Genomic DNA, 17,103 nt, shown 5'->3' with positions numbered 1-17,103 from the left:
GGCAACCCTCGACTATAGTCCCACGGTCAAGCCCGCGCGCTTCCGGGTGCTGAAGAACCCGAACACCCCTAAACGGTGTCCGTGCAACCGCTCCTTCGGACGCGACTGGCCTGGAAAGGGGCAACCCGGTTGCTCGGCCCGCACTCCGATGCCCTGGGATTGACTCGCGTTCGCCGGGGGTACGCGGCAGGTCAAACCAGCCCACAAATACAGTCGTTTTTGCTGGTTCCGGAGAGCGGCACGGAATCGGGGTGCGGTCTATCTTCTGTACGATCAGGCGATGGTCGCTGTCTCGATGCGCAAAGACGTGGAAGCGTGGTGTCTTCAAGCCTTCGGTCATGGCCAGCTCACGCCGGTCCTGCCTGAGGCCGGGGGCCAGATGTCGGATCTGTTCCGCTTCGATTCCAACCGAGGCGAAGCCGTGGCCGTGAAAGTCCGGCCCGAGTCCCTGGAGAGAATCGACAGGTGCCTTCAACTGCAGGCATTCGCGGCCGACGCCGGGTTTCCGTGCGCCCGCCCCCTGACAGCTGCACACCGGCTCAGAGCTGACATGGTTGTTCACGCTGAGTCCTGGCGTTCCAGTGGCCAGATGTACGCCGGCAGCGACCACGACTTCGCTGCTCGGTCCGCTTCCCTCCTGGCACGCTTAGTGGCAATCCTCGAAGGAGAGGCGCCAACGGGTTTGGGCGCGCCGCCACCATGGATCTCCTGGAACCCTCCTACGGGGAGCCTGTGGCCGCCGAATCCAGCCATTGACGCCATGGACCAGAACCTTGTACCAGAGCGTGTGAACGCCATCGCCCGTAGCGTCTCCGAACGACTCACCCAGACCACACTTCCGCTCGTTGTTGGCCATGGAGACTGGGAGAGCCAGAACCTTCGATGGCAGGGCACCTCCCCCACGACGGTTCACGACTGGGACAGCCTCGTAGCACTTCCAGAAGCCGCGATAGTCGGTGCAGCCTCCGGGGCATTCACGAGCACCACCATTCCGACACTCGCACCCATGGAAGCCTCCGAAGCCTTCATAGACCGCTACGAAGAAGCCACGGGCCGGCGATTCACCCATGAAGAGAGGGAGATAGCGTGGGCAGCAAGTCTTTGGCCCGCTCTCCACAATGCCAGGGGTGAGAGCCTCTTCAAATCACCACCGACCGCGCTAAGCGAACTGACAAACCAAGCGCCTGCGAGACTCCGTCTTGCAGGCATCCGATGAAGTCGCCCGACAAACAGCGCCATGAAGAACCACCCTTTACCGCCGACAATCACGGCTTCCGACAGTAGTGAGGCGTCGTCGCTCTCTGTCTTGCAAAGTCAGCAATCCAGCGCCGGCGAGATGGAACACGGTGGGACAACTTTCCGAGACACCGCTCTACTGGTCCATCGCGGCCGGTCGTCCGGTCACTGGAAATGTACTGGCGTCTCAGGAAGCTGTTGTTTTATGAGACATGCTCAGGAGAGTGCTGGCCCAGGGGCGGCTATATTCCGTCCTGGGAACGGATGCGAAATCGGGGACAGGACCGGCCCGTTGGAGACGGCCGGCAGCTTGTCATTTTTGCTTAAGGTTTTGTGTGTATCATGAGCGACGCAAGGTGCCGTTTGTTAGCTGAGGCTCCTTCGCGTACAAACGCCAGCGACCCCCAACGTCGAGAGACGCCACGGGTCAGGACAGGTTCCCCCGGACTAAGGGGCAACCCCGATTGGCTCCCCCGGCATTGGCCCGGGGGTCACGACGCGGAGTGCTGAAGGTCTTACGAGGAAGGGCCCGGTCGCTCTGACCGAGCCTCTGCAGGCACACGATGTCGATGCCCAGGAGGTGGTTCGCCGTGGCGAGTGGCGATAGTACCCCCTCCTCATTCACGTCCTGACGTCCTGACATTCACGTCCTGACCGGACTTCAGCGCGGTCCACCCTTCACTCAGCATGCCGATGATGGCCCTCTCAGGGCTTCCGGCGTGCCCGCTTCACAACCGCCCGGCCACCGCCGGGAGGAAAGCTGGTTTCCCATGCCCAAGATCCCCATGAACAAGACGACCCCACCGGGCCGGTCCCTACCTGCCGCTCCCGCACTCCCGGCCGACGGCAGAACCTCAGCAGTCCTCGACTCTGCCCACGTGGGCGACATTAAGGGCGCCTTTGGAACCATCCGGCTGGAGGATTCCTCGGCTCAGTCGAGCTGGAAGAGGCGATTGAAGACCCTGCTCGCGATCGTCGGTCCTGGCCTGATCGTCATGGTCGGCGACAACGACGCCGGTGCCTTCGGCACCTACACCCAGGCCGGGCAGAACTACGGGACGTCCCTTTTGTGGACGCTGCTGCTTTTGGTTCCTGTCCTGTTCGTCAACCAGGAAATGGTGCTGCGCCTGGGTGTGGTGACCGGAGTGGGCCACGCCCGACTCATCCTCGAACGCTTCGGAAAGTTTTGGGGAGCGTTCAGCGCCATTGACCTGTTCATCCTCAATGCGCTCACGATCGTCACGGAGTTCATCGGAATCTCGATTGGACTCGACTACCTTGGCGTGCCCAAGGTGGCGGGTGTGGTCGTCTCTGCCCTGTTCGTCATAGGCGCGGCCAGCACGGGTTCATTCCAGCGTTTCGAACGGGTCTGCATGGCCCTGATCATCGGCTCACTCCTGCTCGTTCCCGTCTTCTTCATGGCCGGCCCGGACTACGGACAGATGGCTCACGACTTCGTGGTCCCCGGCATCCCGGCAGGCTCCGACATCGCCGACGTCACGCTGCTGATCATCGCTGTAGTGGGCACCACCATCGCCCCATGGCAGCTGTTCTTCCAGCAGTCTTATGTGATCGACAAGCGGATCACACCCCGCTACATGAAGTACGAACGCGTGGATCTGTGGCTTGGAATCGGCATCGTGATCCTCGGCGCTGCGGCGATCATTTCCTTCACCGCCTTCACTTTCGGGGGTCGGCCGGAGTTCGGGCACTTCACCGACGCCGGCGGTGTGGCGGAGGGTTTGGGGAAATATGTGGGTCACGCCGCGGGGATACTGTTTGCACTGGCCCTCATCGACGCCTCAATCATCGGCGCCGCTGCTGTTGGACTGTCGACGTCCTACGCATTGGGCGATGTTCTCGGGCTGAAGCACTCCCTGCATCGCAAGCCCAGTGAAGCCAAGGGCTTCTACGCAGCCTTCGCAGCCCTCATCCTTCTCTCCGCGGTGATCGTCATCATTCCCGGCAGCCCCTTGGGCCTGCTCACCGTGGGCGTGCAGGTGCTCGCCGGCGTGCTGTTGCCTTCCGCGACGGTGTTCCTGTTACTGCTTTGCAACGACAAGGAAGTCATGGGCCCCTGGGTCAACGGACGCGGCATGAACATCTTCACCTCGGCAGTTATCGCTGTTCTCGTGATCCTTTCCGTCGTTCTCACCGCGGCGGTTCTCTTCCCGGACATCGACGGAACCACGATCCTGGAGATCCTCGGCGGCGGCGCCGTCCTGGCCGTCCTGGCAGCCGTCGCGCTCGTGGTGGTCCGTGCACGGGCACGGGCCACCGGCAAACTTGTGGTTCCCGAGCAGATGGACCGGTCCCAGCGCTCCGAGTGGCGGATGCCACCGCTTGCCTTGCTGCGGCGCCCCCAGCTTTCCACAGCCCGAAGGGCGGGTCTCAGCGTCCTGCGCCTCTACCTGCTCGTGGCGATGATCCTGGTCATCGTCCGTGTCGTGCAGCTCGCCCTCGCGGGCTAATAACAGCCCCTCTCAAACCTGCCCCCAATGACATAAAGTCACCCCAGACGCTTTTGAGCACGAAAGGCCCTCGATGACCACCGCAGCGCCGACCGCAACACAGTCCCTCTCCACCCTCCTACGTCAACCCGTCACCGACGTCGACGGACACCGCATGGGAACCCTGGCAGACCTCATCGTCCGCCTCCGTCACGGCGACTACCCCCTCCTCACCGGCCTCGTCGTCGCCGTCGGCAACACCCGGGTATTTGTCGCAGCGACCAACCTGGCCGTCCTCGAGTCCACCCGCGTTCAGCTTGCCGTGAGCACCGGCGACGTGGGCGAGTTCCGCAGGCGCGACGGCGAAGTCCTCCTCTCCGAGGACGTCCTCGGACACCGCCTCATCGACGTCTCCCGGGCAGCGTTCGTGAAAGCCTACGACGTCCACCTCACGCCTGTCCTGGACGGATGGGCAGCGACCGGATTGGACGTTCACCGTCGCCGGTGGCTCAGCCTCGGGTCCCGCCACGCGGCACACCCGCAGCGGGACTGGAAGGACTTCGAACCACTCATCGGCCATGCAGGATCCGCCCAGATACGCGCCGTGACCGGGCGGATCCCCGCACTGAAGCCGGCCCAGATCGCCGACATCATCGAAGAAGCCACCGGAAACGAACAAAACGAACTCCTGGCCGAGGTCCACAAAGATCCCGAGCTCGAGGCCGATGTCTTCGAAGAACTGGACGAGGACTCCCAGTCCGAACTCTTCCGGGACCGCACCGACGCAGAGGTCGCCGAAGTCCTCGGACGCATGCAGGCCGACGACGCCGCCGACGCGCTCATGGACCTCCCACAGGAGCGCCGCTCCCCTGTCCTGGATCTGCTGCCCGAACCCCACCGAGCCGTTGTCCACCGGCTCCTGGGCTACCACGGGCTAACAGCAGGCGGCCTCATGGGCACCGATTTCCTCGCGCTTCCATCAACCGCCACCATCGCCGACGCCCTCACCGCGGTCCGCGGAGCCAGCCTCCTCCAACCCCAGGCTCTAAGCGTGATTTACACCCTCGCCCGCGACGGAAAACTCGAGGGCACCCTGAGCCTGGTCCACGCCGTCCAGGCCGACCCCGCTACGACCCTCGGTGAGGTCGCTGACCACGACCTGGTCTGCGCCTCACCCGGCGACGACGTCATTGACGTCACAACCCGCATGGCGGACTTCAACCTCCTGGCGATGCCGGTCATCGCCGAAGACCGCCGCATTATCGGTTCCATCACAGTCGACGATGCCCTCGAGGCCGCGATCCCCGACGACTGGTCCCGCCGCGAGTCCAACCACCACGAAACAGGAAGGGAAGGCTAATCTCACTGGCGCAAATGACAGCCAAGGCGCATATTTATCATTGTGCAAGACACCAGCCCAACTCGGGCACGAAGCGATCAACCCAGCGTGAGGGTCCTTCTTGTGCCGCGGCTGCTCGCCCGTGGCATCTCGGCCGAGCGCGTTGCCCGCATCACCGGGACGCCGGCAGCCCTAGTTGCCCTGATCCGCGAGCACGAACCCCCATCTGAACGGGCCCGAGCGAGCTGGCATCCCGTGCGCACCCACCGGCGGAGGATCGCCGGTCTGGCGGCCACCAAACGGCTCACAACGATAGCGATCTTTGCCGCGGGCATCACCGCAACGATTTGCTGGCATGTACCGCTCGTCCCGCTATCCGTAGCTGCCGCTGCGATCATTACGCACCGCTGGAAGGTCCAAAGCGATGCTTTCGATGGCTCCACGCCGGAAAGCAATGGAATTAGTAGGGCCTAACCAGTCGATTACCCCTGGTCGGTCTGTTATGACCCAGGACCACGAGCGAGAACGCACAGGCCCTCACGGCACATTTTTCAGTGCGTCCGAAAATCCCCGACAAGACACACCTACAACTAAGAGCAGTAGATTCAATCTAGGACTGGCCCGGCGACTTCATTGATGCCCAAGCAATAGCCGCAATCGAACGAATCATCCGCGGCATTTCCGGCTCCTCGAACGACTCTTCCCCCAGGTCATCCCTGTAGTAAAGATCAACCAACTTGCGACCATCACAGATGACGTCATCGAAACAGCCGCGCCACCCCTGGTCATAGGCAACTGACGACAAAGAGCGCCACCAGAACACCGCCAGAGAGCTCCGAAGTCCACAGCGTTTCGCGTTGTCGACGCGAAATAGCTCAAAAAGGGTCGTTTTTGACCAAAGCGGAGAGAGCCTCGGCTTTCGGCATTTTTCGGTCGGCAGCTCAGGTGACGAGGTCGGCTCCCCTCCCCCATACGCATAGCATTGCTCAGGTGAGTCGAGTCGTTTTCATGTGCGGCCCTGCCGGCGCTGGCAAATCCACAATTGCTCGAAGACTAGAGAGCGGCGGGATGGTCCGTCTCTCTTTTGACGAGGCTGCGTGGCGGATGGGGTTCCGTGCTATGCCGCTGGAAGCAGGCCCACGACGCGAGATCGAGGCAGCGCTTCAAAGCCGTCTCATCAAACTTGTCCAGTCAGGTTTCGACGTGGTTCTCGACTTTTCTTTCTGGTCGCTGAATATGCGCGAAGAGTACCGCCGCCTGCTGAGGCCCCTGGGCGTCGAGCCGGAGACAATCTATATGGCGACCCCGCGTGAAGTCGCTCTTGAACGCATTCGTGGCCGGGCGGCGGGTCACGCAGACGACTTCAGACTTAGCGAGAAACTGGCTGCCAAGTACTTTGACAACTTCGAAGTCCCAACAGCGGAAGAAGGACCGCTAGAGGTCATCGTCTTTCCCTAATGCTTCAGAGTTCGGGCCGGTGTGGACGCCGCGACATTAATTCCATGCCTGATCTAATGATGAGATGACGTCAAAACAATTTGCTGCCATGGCCAAGGCTCACACGGGTGATCGGGTTCTCCTGCTATCTCGAAGGAGGTCCATGAGCAGGCGATGAGGCGTCTGGCAGAATCTACGGGTTTAGTTCCAGTTGAGTACCCCACGACGAGACAACTGGGCGCAAGCGCCCAGGCTCGGGCAGCTGACATCAATGCCGCATTCGCCGACCCCAGCATCCGAGCTGTGCTCGCGACAATCGGGGGCAACGACCAAATCACGGTAATCAAACACATTAACGCCGACGTCGTGGTTGGCAATCCGAAGCCCTTCCTCGGCTACAGCGGACAACACAAACCTGCACAACTTCCTGTGGGACCTCGGAATCCCCAGCTACTACGGTGGTTCCACGCAGGTACACCTGGGAGCAGGCCCACGTGTTGACGAGCCGCACCTCCTCTCGCTTCGCGCCGCACTGATTGAGGGCGGAACGATCGAACTAACCGATCCTGGAGAGTCAGAGGATTACGGAATTACCTGGACGGACCCTCGCGCCCTGACCGAGTTTGGTGTCCGGGAGCCGACGGAACCGTGGACCTGGACCGGTCCGAAGACGGTCGTGGAAGGACGATCGTGGGGCGGCTGTCTTGAGGTAATTGACCAGATCGCAATGGCTGATCGGATGCCTGCGGTGGAGGACCTCGAGGGGGCGGTCCTGCTATTTGAGACCAGCGAGGAGCTGCCTCCCGCGGACGAAGTGAAGGGGTGGGTGCGGGCCCTGGGCGAGAGAGGAATCCTCGAAGCCTCCGCCGGCATATTGGTTGCCAGGCCGCCAGTCAGTCGCTTAGGCGCCGCCGTTCCGGCAGCCGACGTGCGAGCCCAGCTACGCGCGGAACAGAGCGAAGCAATCACCGAGCAGGTAAGTGCCTACAACCCGGACGCTGTCGTCTGTGTTGGAGTGCCCTTCGGCCACACCCGACCCAGTGGATTCTTCCCCACGGTGGCCTAATCCGCCTCGACGGAGCCACCAAGACAGTCACCGCTGACTACAACTAAGTCGCCCGTCGACGATCCGTCAGCAAGCCCGTGCGGACCAAAACAAGTCAAAACCCATCGGCTCTTAGCTATGCGGCACCCGCATTTCGATAAGGGTCGTTTTTGACCGTTTGCGGAATGGGCGCCATTCCCGCGCTGGCCAGGTGAGCGCGGGCGGTAAGGCAGGATGAAGGGATGAGCTCAGACATGCCGGTTGCCATCCGAGCCACTGCCTCATGGGAGCGGCGCTGGTTGAGAACTCGCTACCGCAGTATTCGGTATGACGTACGGTTTGCCGACGGACGCGAAGAGCAGAGTGTGGACGTGAACGCCGTTCTCCAGGGAGCCCGCTACCCCGCCGACTACTGGTCCACGCTAAACGGCGCCGAGCTGGCGTGCCCAGAAGACGGTACCGGGCAATGGGTGGATTATCCCTACGGTCGGCCGCTCTAACCTGCCACAACGAAGGTCCAGTCTATGGACCAGCGATTCCCCCGGGGGTATTCTTGGCGACACAACCCCGTGGCCAACCCGGGGTCAAAAGCGTACGACGGGGCAGCGTCGAACGGCATTCGGGGGATTCGATGACGACACTAACCTGCACCGACAACAACCAATATCCGCTGGCTGAGGAAAGCCAGGGACAACAAACCTTGGATGCCGGACCTGCCAATGTCTCTCTGGAGGTCGAAGGCGAAGCGTTTCTCCGGATTACTTTCCGTCCCGGCAGCCGGATCACCGGGGCCGACGGAATTCGCGTGCGGGAACAACTTCTGGCCCTGACCGGAGGTACTGGCTGCGTTGTCCTGCTCCAGGTCACCGGCGTTGACTATGTCAGTCGCGAAGCAGTTCGCGTCTTCAGTGAAGCCGTTACCGTCAAGGCCTTCGCTTTCCTTGGCAGAACGCCAATGGACCGGGTCATTGCCCACGGGCGTCGGGGGCTGCCCCTGCCACTGTGCCCAAGCAGGTATTTCACCGATGAGTCGGAGGCCCTGGCGTGGCTGAACACGATTAGCTCGGTCGGAAATGACTAACCGAAGATGTGGCTGCGCTGTTTGAGTAAGCGTAAAAGGATTATGCGGTGAGCAAGCGGGAAATCTTCATAGTCTTGAGCGCTGACGATAACCTTCCGCGTGGCAATATCTGGAGGATCACAGCCAAGAAGAGCGACTTTTACCTTGATTTCGAGGGACGGCATGCCGGTGGTTTTCATCTCTCGATGCATGGTCCCACCGAAGGCTTCTCTCGTCACCGCTTCCACATCAGAAGCGACAGGAGAGCGGTCAGGGAGGCTCGTGCTCTCGGCAATTTTGTCCAGCACCAGCTCGGGCGAGGATATGCATTTGATGGAGTACAGCTGAGCCACCAGGCCTACCACGTCGCCCGTTTGCGATGGACTTGGGACCTCCAACGCCCTCGATTCCGTGAAGCCGCTCTATCCAGGGCGCCTGTTCCGAAGCTAAGCGAAAACCGAGATGGCTTGATGCTCAAAACTCTCCTGCAGCCCAACAGCGCTTGGGACATAGACATCGTCGTTTCTTATGGAGAACCACACTGGCCCGCCCCCGACGACTCTATTCGGGGCAGTTCCCGCATCGGTCCGATCCGGAACGGTGCCGGCATGTGGCTAACAGCAACGTCCTACCATCGATCACAAGTGCTGGCCCCCTCTCCCGAGAATCTTCAATTGCCGTTACCGCATCCAGGAGAAACACCTCAGCAGATAATGGGGGGCGGTTCCGGACCGCTTGGGACGCAGGACTTCTACTGGTTTGTCGAGACAATCACATCCCGAGAACTGCTGGGGTAGAGCTGTCCGGCCCCAAGGTTAGGCTGTCCACATGACAACCCCTGTACCCACTCTTACTGCCGTCACTGTCTTTGAGGGCAACGGATCTGTCCTTGTGAAATATGAACTGAGCGGTCCCGTGCCCAAAGAGGAGACGTTCCTCGTGGGCATCCAGGGTAAAAGCCAGGATGGGAAAACCCTGCGGCAATTCGGCATCAAGTTTCTCGACGGCGAACGGGCCGCATATTTCGTCTTTGACCACAATGCGGCGAAGCAGGAGAACTTCGACTACATCCGAGCTACTGAGGACGAGCACCAAATTTTGACGCCGTACCCCGCGATGCATTTCTCAGAGTTGGGCGACAGCCCTGACCTCAGGGGTTATCTCAACTTCGGCGGGGCAGACCGACAAACAGACGTCCGCGTTGATGTGGTCGGGTAGCTCCCTGCTTTCCAAAGGAAAAGAGGGGCGACACACAATGTGCCGTCCCTCTTTGGTTTCCCTTGGGCAAAGGAAATCTGTGGTTCAGCGGAGCTGAAGTGTTTGAGATGCTGCCGCGGGGTGGGTACGTCGTTGTTCCTGATCTCGCGGCTGTGACTTGCCGGCTGCGTGGTCGCGGTTGATGGCGGTCCGTCGCTGGTGAGTGGCTGCTGTGGTTCGCCCTGGGCGGCGGACCGCCCGACGTGCGGGAGGTTCCTCGCCCCTGCTGGGGTCAGTGGCCGGGCAGTTGCGATAAGGGGAGGATCTGGACGCCAGGCCCTTCCACCCTTGCGGGTGGAAGGGCCTGGCTTCTGCATTGGGGGTTTCAGTCACCCGGCCTATGCCGGACTATTCGCCCTCGGTGGTGTGTTTGTCAATGATGATCTGCTCCACGGCACTGGCCGTGTACCCCCACTGGGTGAGCTGGTTCAGGTAATCGAAGTGCCGCTTCTCAGCGGAGCGCCATGAGTCTTTCTGGATGGTCTTCTCATACCCGGCGCAGATCAGGGCGATCAGGGAGAACTCCGGCCGGGCGGTGGTTTTGGCGGTGTGGTCCCGGAGCGGGTTCCAGCCCCACCGGTCCATATCCTCCCCGGTCTTGGCACCGATCATCTCGGTGGCGACCTTGCCGTCATAGCCACTGGCGGTCTCGGAGTAGTGGGTGATGGCGTGGACGGTGAAGTACTGCCAGCCCTTCGGCGCGGTCTTCCGCGAGAGCAGGGTCTTGATGAACTCGCGGCGGACGACCCCAGCGGATTCCATCGCCTTGTTGTTCGCGATCAGGGTCCTGCGCTCGGTTTTCTCTTCGTCGGTCATCGGCCCTTTCTGGGCCTGGGTGCCGCCGTCGTACCGCTTGTACCTCGACACGAAACCCAGCTCTTTCCAGCCGATGATGACGGGTTCGGCGTTGTACTGCCCCCGATAGTCGGTGGTGATTCTGTAAGCGTTGGCGTCCTCGTCGGTGGCCGCTTCCCCATCGGCACGCTTCGCGGCGCTGACGTACAGGTTCTCGTCCTCGTCGTAGTACCCTGCGTGCTCCACGATGGTCTTCCCAGCCGCCGCGAGCTCGGCAACGAGCGCGGCGCGTGCGGCTTCGCTGGCCCGGCGGTCGCGCAGGAGCTGCGCGACGTGGAGGAGCTGGTCGGCTTCGTCCGCCAGCACGGACTCCAATTCCTCGGTGGCGTCTACGTCACCTTCAAACTCGGCCATGATGAGCGCTTCATCGATGGTGTAGCCCTTGCCCAGGGCGGCCGCTCCGGCGTCGGAGGCCTTGGCCTTCAGCGCGCCCTCGACCGTGGTTTTGGTCCGTCCGGTCTTCTTGGCGATCGCGGCGGCCGAAACTCCGATCAGGGACAGCTGGTGGTAGGCGTCGGCCTCGTCCGCTTCGGTCAGCTCGGCCCGCTGGATGTTCTCCACGACCTGGGTCACGATGCGTTCGGCTTCCTCGGGGGATTCGATGATCATCACCGGAATCAGGGGCCGGGCGGCTTCAACGGCCGCGCGGGTGCGCCGCTGGCCCATCAGGACGTGCACGGTGCCATCCTCCTTGCGGTGCGCGATCACCGGCTCCATCACACCGTGTTCTTTGATACTGGCGATGAAGTCACCGGTCAGGGCCGCGTCTTTGCGGACGTTGATGTCCACGGTCAGCGTGGCCGGGTCGAGCATTTCGAGGGTCGGGTTGGTGGTCATGGTGTTGCTCCTTTTTGCCCAAGGATTCGGTGGGTGGGGCGGCTCAGGTGACCGGCCAGCGTCCCCTTTCCCCCCGACGCTTCTATGTCTGTCAAGCGGGTGGAAACGGGTGCGGGCGCGGACCAAGTTGTCTTGCCGGTGAGTGGGACGGGCTCGTGGTGACCGGCCAGCTTCCCCTTCTCCCCCGTTGTTTTGGCTGCTGGCGAAGCTTGCGGAGCTGTGGCCGACGGAGGCCTGTCTACCCGCAGGGCAAGGGGCGGGAAATTCCCTCAAGGAAATCAGCGACGAAGGAGCGCCGGAGGGACATTTCCTGCACCGCAGGCCCCGACGTAGGAGGGGCTAGACCGGCCGGAGCGGACACGTACAATCCGTCAGGACAGCAGCCAAAACAAGAAGAGCGCTTCTACAGTCCGAGCGAAGCGAGGCCCTTTTAGTGTTTAAAAGGGCTGAGGCCGGCCCGTTGGGGCCGGCCTCAGTTTTCCCTCAGCAAAAGGAAACTCAGTGCTGCAGCGTCATCGCTGCAGGAAACTTACAGGTCCAGCGGGGATTTCTCCCAGGAGATATCAACGATGGGGGCGCCTGGCTGCGGCATGGTCAACATCGAGAGCTCGAGGATGTCCTGGGCGTGGGTGGCATCGGCAGGTGCTGCGTCTTCGTCCGTCAGGATGTACTCGTGGCTCATGTGCTGCCCCCAGGGCTCTTAGTGGATCGTGTTCCTTTTCCACTGTAGCCCGGCGTCCGGCGGGTTGCCCGCTTGTGGTGCTGCGCCCGCGGAAGCGCGATCGGCGGCCGGAGGAGATGTTCCTGCCCTCGTGAGAGGCTTTACGCAAAGACTCACGTTCGGGGGAAGTACTTTGGACATTTCGATAGTCGTTGGCGTGGTGTGGGTGCTTGGGCCTGTGGTTTTAGCGGCAGTCACGCTGTATTGGATTATTCGCCTCGGCGTGAAGCACGGGTTGCGTTCATACGATCTGGATAAAGCCCGGGAATCAGAACCTGTGGTCTGAGCGCTTCGAGTCGGTGCGGGTACGGCCTCTGGTATCAGCTTCCACTCCGGCCATACCTTACCTGAGTTGCGCCGTTGTCGCGCCGTCGGCGGCCGGAGGAGCGCATGCGGGGGAGGCCGCCACCGCACGCAGGGGCCGGACCGGTACCCCGGTCCGGCCCTGACGCTTTTTAGCGGTGCCGCTTGTAGGCGGTGTCCTGGTTCTTGGCGACGGGGGCGATGGTTCCCCGGCTCACCAGCTGGTCCATCAGTTCCGCGAGCCGGTATCCCGGTGTGTCGGCCAGGGCAAGCTTGAAGTGGTCTCCGGCTACTGACGACTGGCCTTTGAGGTACGCCAGCCAGCCGATCAAAGTCAGCAGGGGCGCGCGGTACCCTTCCGGCGCGGCGTCGATGAGGTCCCGGGCGGTTTCCTGCGCCCGGTCCACGCGGTTCCAGTCCGGGGCGATCCCCTCCCCCACGAGCAGATTCCCGCTTTCCTCGGCGTCGGTCCGTTCCGGGTCGATCACGTTGCAGAACATCACGTCGCGCAGGTCCGGGCGCTGGAAGCAGGCCAGCAGCTCCGCCGCTGTCTGCGGGTCCGTCCAGCTGTCCCGGGTCAGGGCCTCTTCCCACAGTTCCCGGCCCGGTTCCAGGTCCGCACCGAGCACTCCCGGGAGCGCGTGGTGGATCTGTTCTTCCCTGTCTGCCGGGCCCGCGAACGGTGCGTAGCTGGTGCCGGGCGTCTTTTGGTAGCTGCTGCCACGGAACACCAGTTCCGCGTTCAGTTGCCCGTCAGTGATGGATTCCAGCGGTTCGAGCGGGCAGCACCCGGCGTCGCTGTCGCACAGGAGGTTTTGCCAGTGCGACGGGGTGACCAGCCACGCGTCCTGCAGCGGGGTACCTGCGCTGTCCAGGGCCTCAATGACGGCCTCGACGTGGTCGTGGAAGGGACGGGGCTGACCGGGCCCGGGGGTGCTGGCCGTGTAGATGGCCAGCAGCAACGCCGTGGCCTGAGTGTCCAGTGCGAGGTACTCCACCATGGAGGCGGCGAACCCGGCGGGTTCCGCGGACACGGGCGCGTCGACGCGCAGTGTGGCGCCGAGGGTCGTGCCCCGCATGGTCAGGAACACAAAGGATTCACGCGGTGCGAACCCGAGGGAGTGCGGGATGAAACCGAGGATGTCGGCCGGGCTGGAGATGCGGATTGCGTCGTTCATGTTCAAAGTCCTTTGCTGAGGATGGTGGTGGGTGGGGCGGCTCGTGGTGACCGGCCAGCTTCCCCTTTCCCCCGTTGTTTTGGCTGCTGGCGAAGCTTGCGGAGCTGTGGCCGACGGAGGCCTGTCTACCCGCAGGGCAAGGGGCGGGAAATTCCCGGAGGAAATCAGCGACGAAGGAGCGCCGCAGGGACATTTCGTGCGCCGCAGGCCCCGACGGAGGAGGGGCTAGACGGGCCGGAGCGGACACGTACAATCCGACAGGACAGCAGCCAAAACGTCGTAGACAGAACAGGGCCGGGGGCGGCGGAGCCCTGCGGAGCCGGCACTGGACCCCGCAGCCGGCCGCGCCAGCGGACGCCCTTTCCTGGGTGAGCCCTGCGAACCCTTCCATCAGCACCCCGGGTCTGCTCACGACGTCCATGGCATCGGCGGCCGCGCACCCTGGTCCCCGGGCGTGAGTGTGCGAATGGCGGTCCGCCGCCGCCAACCCACCGCCCAAGCCGGCCACGACGGCGGACCGCTCGCGGTGACCGCCCCGGCAACGGGACGGCCACCTGAAAGGACTAGCCGGCGAGGAGTTCGGCCAATTCGGCAGCATCGGAGACCAGCACCGCCGCACCTTCTTTCAGGAGCCGGTGGCATCCTGCGGAGTTGGCGCTGTGCACGCTCCCGGGAACGGCCGCGACATGCCGGGCAATGGTTTCGGCGTGGTGGGCGGTGTTCAGCGCCCCTGAACGCCAGCGGGCTTCCACGACACAGGTCACGCCTGCGAGGGCGGCGATGATGCGGTTTCTCTGCAGGAACCTGTGCCGGGTCGGGGCGGAACCGGGCGGGAGCTCGGAGAGGGTCAGGCCGTTACCGCGGATCGCGGCCGCGAGCTCAGCGTTACCGGACGGGTAGTCCCGGTCAAGGCCTCCGGCCAGTACCGCGAGGGTTGCCGGTCCTTCTCCCTGGCTTCCGGCCAACGCGGCCCGGTGCGCGTGCGCATCGATGCCGTAGGCAAGGCCTGAGATCACGCAGATTCCGCGTTGCGCCAGCCCGTAGGCCATATCCCCTGTCACTGAGGCGCCGTAGCTGGTCGAGTCCCGGGAACCGGTCAGGGCCACACACTTCGAAGGCGCTGGGATGCCGTTGTCGATGTTGCCCCGGTACCAAAGCCCGTACGGGGCGTCGGGCAGATCGTCCAAGCCTTCCGGCCAGTGTTCATCTCCGGGGATGAGGAACCCGCCGCCCAGTCGTTCGATGGTGGCCAGATCCTTCTCCGGGTCCACCTCCGGAACCCGCGGAGCCCACCGTTTGAGGGCCTCTGACAGTTCCTCGGCCGTGGCCTCCGGAATGGCGTGTACGGGCTGCGCGCCGGTGGCAAGCCTCAACGCGGCGTACGCGCCGAGCCTGCCCACGAGGGCCCGACCGACACGGTCGCCGGGTTCGAAGAGTCGGGTCAGGGCTGCGCGTGCAATGCGATCGTTCATGGTTTCTCTCGTCCTTTGCTGAGGATCCGGTGGGTGGGGCGGCTGTGGTGACCGGCCAGCGTCCCCTCTCCCCCGGCGTTTTTTGCCTGCTGGCGGAGCAACGCGTAGCTGTGCCCGACGGAGCCGGGGCAACCCGAAGGGCAAGCAGCGGATGGATTGTGGGAGGAAATAAGCGAAGCGCCGACACAAGGCATCGGCTGCGCAGCCGTCCGCAGGACGGTTGAGCCGGTGGAGCGGGCACGTACGATCCGCAGGACAGCAGCAAAAAACAGAAAAACGCTTCTACAGCCCGAGCGCAGCGAGGTCCGAGGGCCTAACCCTGGCGCCGCCCCCCGGGCGAGGCTGGGGCACGATGGCGTCCGTTACCCGATGTTCAGGAGCACCTACGTTGTGGTGCTTCGCGTACAGCGAGTACTTGCTGGCGGCGGTAAAGCCTTGCGCGGCTCCGGCCGACGAGGCAGGCTGCGTCCTCCGCGGTACGTCCCTTCGCACGCCGAGTCCCCGCAAGCCGGGCAGGAGTTGCTGTCTCCAGGAAGAAGGACCGGTCATCGCGGGCGCGTCAGACCTCGCACGAAGGGTGCTTTCCCAAAGCGGTCCGTTCAAGGCGTTCCACAACGTGCACATTCACCTGGGTGTCCACTGCGCCGGCGTCCCTGAGCGCGCCGGCTACGGCAGTCGAAACCCCTTGGATGGAGGCTCCGGGAGCGAGGCCCGCCATCAGGACGCGCAGCCCGTAGGTCTCCTGAATGACCTGCCACCCCGCATAGGCGGCTTGGTCGAGGACGTGGTGGAACACGATCGGATGGACATTGACCGTGCCTGCCTTCCCTGGCAGCTGCAGGACGTCTTCGATGCGCCCTTCGATGTCCTCCAGGACGGTGAAGGAGCGCCCGCAGGGGCAGCCCCGACCTCCCAGCCTGACGGTGTCGGACATTTCGTAACGGATCAGTGGCAGGGTGCGGGAGAACAGGACCGTGACGAGGAACTTGGCCGCGGTCGTCCCCGGCGGCACCGGGTTTCCGGCCTGGTCCACGGGTTCGATGATCAGCAGGTCCTCGTAGACGTGCCGGTTCCGGTAGGTGCAGGGGGAGGCGATCCCGGCCGTTTCGGTGGCGGCGTAAACATCGAAAGGGGCGCTCCCCCACGCCTCCTCCAGCTCTGAGGCGGTGTGCGGGCTGAGCACTTCGGAGGCGGACATCACGCCCTCCGGTGAGATGCGCAGCCTCCCGGCGGCCTGCTCACCCGCGAGGGGTTTCAGTGCTGAGGCATATCCGACGAGGATTCGGGGCTGGAACCGGTTGAGCGCGGCGACCGTCTCGTCCATGGGTGCGGTGACGTCCAGACGGAGGGTGGGGACGAGTCCGGAGCGCAGGGACGCCCCGACGACGGCGGACTGGTGCGTGGGCACGCGGGAACTCACCAGCGCCATTTTCACCGGACGGGTGGGCCCGGCGGAGATCCCGGCCCAGTCGTTGGCGCGGGCGTAGGAGGCCAGGATCGTGCCCCATTCGGAACGGTTCCAGACGAAGGTCCCGCGACGGCCGGTGGTTCCGGCCGTCGCCGCAGCCCACCACCGGCCCTTCCACGGCACTCCCGGGTCTCCCCCGCCCTGCGCCAGGGACCGCAGATGGTTCTCCAGATCCGCCAGCCTCAGGTCCGGTGTCGTGACCGCCTCGTCGAAGTGGGCCATCAGGTCCGCTTTCGTCACGGACGGCAGCTGGCCCAGAGGGGCATCGTGCAGGCCGGCGTGATGGCGCCGGTAGAACTCCGAACCGGCGTAGGTTGCCCGGCGCAGCTCCCGCAGGGCATGGTCCTGGTGGGCAGTGATTTGGGCTGCGTCCCAGTGGTCCCGCCTCCGCCATGCGGCCCGCAGGAACAGCACACGGGTGATGAGGCGGAGGTCCATGGCCGCG

The 17,103-nt window shown here is 63.6% G+C and carries 14 protein-coding genes, 1 pseudogene and 1 riboswitch; of the genes and pseudogenes, 9 read left to right on the top strand and 6 right to left on the bottom strand.

What is annotated here, in order from left to right:
• Window positions 1-280 precede the first annotated feature (280 nt).
• The 8 genes and pseudogenes from ACFVY3_RS15560 (at window position 281) to ACFVY3_RS15525 (ending at window position 8,588) form a co-directional block, all read left to right on the top strand.
• On the top strand, window positions 281-1,216 hold the full coding sequence (locus tag ACFVY3_RS15560; RefSeq protein WP_400160398.1) for a phosphotransferase: 936 nt from the start codon (window positions 281-283) through the stop codon (window positions 1,214-1,216).
• A 375-nt stretch (window positions 1,217-1,591) separates the two neighbouring features.
• Window positions 1,592-1,768: riboswitch (M-box (ykoK) riboswitch) on the top strand.
• Between the two features lie 346 nt (window positions 1,769-2,114).
• Window positions 2,115-3,707: an NRAMP family divalent metal transporter gene (locus tag ACFVY3_RS15555; protein ID WP_400160397.1), complete on the top strand. Its 1,593-nt coding sequence runs from the start codon at window positions 2,115-2,117 to the stop codon at window positions 3,705-3,707.
• A gap of 73 nt (window positions 3,708-3,780) precedes the next feature.
• A complete protein-coding gene (locus ACFVY3_RS15550; RefSeq protein ID WP_400160396.1) occupies window positions 3,781-5,046 on the top strand; it encodes a magnesium transporter MgtE N-terminal domain-containing protein in 1,266 nt (421 codons plus the stop codon).
• Between the two features lie 599 nt (window positions 5,047-5,645).
• Window positions 5,646-5,824: pseudogene (locus ACFVY3_RS15545) on the top strand (ATP-binding protein); the annotation flags it as partial.
• Between the two features lie 209 nt (window positions 5,825-6,033).
• Window positions 6,034-6,483, top strand: coding sequence for an AAA family ATPase (locus ACFVY3_RS15540; protein ID WP_400160448.1), 450 nt, complete (start codon window positions 6,034-6,036; stop codon window positions 6,481-6,483).
• 153 nt (window positions 6,484-6,636) lie between these two features.
• The gene (locus ACFVY3_RS15535) at window positions 6,637-6,963 is read left to right on the top strand and encodes an LD-carboxypeptidase (RefSeq protein WP_400160395.1); all 327 of its coding nucleotides are present in this window, start codon (window positions 6,637-6,639) and stop codon (window positions 6,961-6,963) included.
• Between the two features lie 226 nt (window positions 6,964-7,189).
• The gene (locus ACFVY3_RS15530) at window positions 7,190-7,528 is read left to right on the top strand and encodes a hypothetical protein (RefSeq protein WP_400160447.1); all 339 of its coding nucleotides are present in this window, start codon (window positions 7,190-7,192) and stop codon (window positions 7,526-7,528) included.
• Window positions 7,529-8,138: 610 nt separating this feature from the next.
• Window positions 8,139-8,588 carry a hypothetical protein gene (locus tag ACFVY3_RS15525; RefSeq protein WP_400160394.1) on the top strand — a complete coding sequence of 150 codons (450 nt, stop codon included), beginning with the start codon at window positions 8,139-8,141 and terminating at the stop codon, window positions 8,586-8,588.
• On the opposite strand, the gene ACFVY3_RS15520 is transcribed toward ACFVY3_RS15525, so the two are convergent.
• Window positions 8,585-8,920: a hypothetical protein gene (locus ACFVY3_RS15520; protein WP_400160393.1), complete on the bottom strand. Its 336-nt coding sequence runs from the start codon at window positions 8,918-8,920 to the stop codon at window positions 8,585-8,587. The genes ACFVY3_RS15525 and ACFVY3_RS15520 overlap by 4 nt on opposite strands.
• A gap of 475 nt (window positions 8,921-9,395) precedes the next feature.
• Between ACFVY3_RS15520 and ACFVY3_RS15515 the strand changes: the two genes are divergently transcribed.
• On the top strand, window positions 9,396-9,785 hold the full coding sequence (locus ACFVY3_RS15515; protein ID WP_400160392.1) for a hypothetical protein: 390 nt from the start codon (window positions 9,396-9,398) through the stop codon (window positions 9,783-9,785).
• Window positions 9,786-10,172: 387 nt separating this feature from the next.
• Here the strand turns inward: ACFVY3_RS15515 and ACFVY3_RS15510 are convergent, their stop codons facing one another.
• The 5 genes from ACFVY3_RS15510 to ACFVY3_RS15490 form a co-directional block, all read right to left on the bottom strand.
• Window positions 10,173-11,516, bottom strand: a complete 1,344-nt coding sequence (locus ACFVY3_RS15510; RefSeq protein WP_400160391.1) for a ParB/RepB/Spo0J family partition protein — start codon at window positions 11,514-11,516, stop codon at window positions 10,173-10,175.
• A 529-nt stretch (window positions 11,517-12,045) separates the two neighbouring features.
• On the bottom strand, window positions 12,046-12,198 hold the full coding sequence (locus tag ACFVY3_RS15505; protein WP_364403218.1) for a hypothetical protein: 153 nt from the start codon (window positions 12,196-12,198) through the stop codon (window positions 12,046-12,048).
• A 494-nt stretch (window positions 12,199-12,692) separates the two neighbouring features.
• On the bottom strand, window positions 12,693-13,718 hold the full coding sequence (locus tag ACFVY3_RS15500) for a DUF4192 domain-containing protein (protein WP_400160390.1): 1,026 nt from the start codon (window positions 13,716-13,718) through the stop codon (window positions 12,693-12,695).
• 563 nt (window positions 13,719-14,281) lie between these two features.
• Window positions 14,282-15,190, bottom strand: a complete 909-nt coding sequence (gene dprA / locus ACFVY3_RS15495; RefSeq protein WP_400160389.1) for a DNA-processing protein DprA — start codon at window positions 15,188-15,190, stop codon at window positions 14,282-14,284.
• A gap of 559 nt (window positions 15,191-15,749) precedes the next feature.
• A complete protein-coding gene (locus ACFVY3_RS15490; RefSeq protein WP_400160388.1) occupies window positions 15,750-17,096 on the bottom strand; it encodes a phenylacetate--CoA ligase family protein in 1,347 nt (448 codons plus the stop codon).
• Between the last annotated feature and the right edge of the window lie 7 nt (window positions 17,097-17,103).

It is taken from the genome of Arthrobacter sp. BPSS-3 (assembly GCF_044628475.1).
Classification (GTDB): Bacteria; Actinomycetota; Actinomycetes; order Actinomycetales; family Micrococcaceae; genus Arthrobacter.
The sequence above is the reverse complement of the archived record's forward strand: the minus strand, read 5'-3'. Positions and strand labels throughout refer to the sequence as shown.

Excerpts from the sequence above, each read along its gene's own strand:
- ACFVY3_RS15560 (WP_400160398.1), top strand. The coding sequence starts at position 281 with ATGGTCGCTGTCTCGATGCGCAAAGACGTGGAAGCGTGGTGTCTTCAA.
- ACFVY3_RS15550 (WP_400160396.1), top strand. The coding sequence starts at position 3,781 with ATGACCACCGCAGCGCCGACCGCAACACAGTCCCTCTCCACCCTCCTA.
- ACFVY3_RS15540 (WP_400160448.1), top strand. The coding sequence starts at position 6,034 with ATGTGCGGCCCTGCCGGCGCTGGCAAATCCACAATTGCTCGAAGACTA.
- ACFVY3_RS15535 (WP_400160395.1), top strand. The coding sequence starts at position 6,637 with ATGAGGCGTCTGGCAGAATCTACGGGTTTAGTTCCAGTTGAGTACCCC.
- ACFVY3_RS15530 (WP_400160447.1), top strand. The coding sequence starts at position 7,190 with ATGGCTGATCGGATGCCTGCGGTGGAGGACCTCGAGGGGGCGGTCCTG.
- ACFVY3_RS15525 (WP_400160394.1), top strand. The coding sequence starts at position 8,139 with ATGACGACACTAACCTGCACCGACAACAACCAATATCCGCTGGCTGAG.
- ACFVY3_RS15515 (WP_400160392.1), top strand. The coding sequence starts at position 9,396 with ATGACAACCCCTGTACCCACTCTTACTGCCGTCACTGTCTTTGAGGGC.
- ACFVY3_RS15510 (WP_400160391.1), bottom strand. The coding sequence starts at position 11,516 with ATGACCACCAACCCGACCCTCGAAATGCTCGACCCGGCCACGCTGACC.
- ACFVY3_RS15505 (WP_364403218.1), bottom strand. The coding sequence starts at position 12,198 with ATGAGCCACGAGTACATCCTGACGGACGAAGACGCAGCACCTGCCGAT.
- ACFVY3_RS15500 (WP_400160390.1), bottom strand. The coding sequence starts at position 13,718 with ATGAACGACGCAATCCGCATCTCCAGCCCGGCCGACATCCTCGGTTTC.
- dprA (WP_400160389.1), bottom strand. The coding sequence starts at position 15,190 with ATGAACGATCGCATTGCACGCGCAGCCCTGACCCGACTCTTCGAACCC.
- ACFVY3_RS15490 (WP_400160388.1), bottom strand. The coding sequence starts at position 17,096 with ATGGACCTCCGCCTCATCACCCGTGTGCTGTTCCTGCGGGCCGCATGG.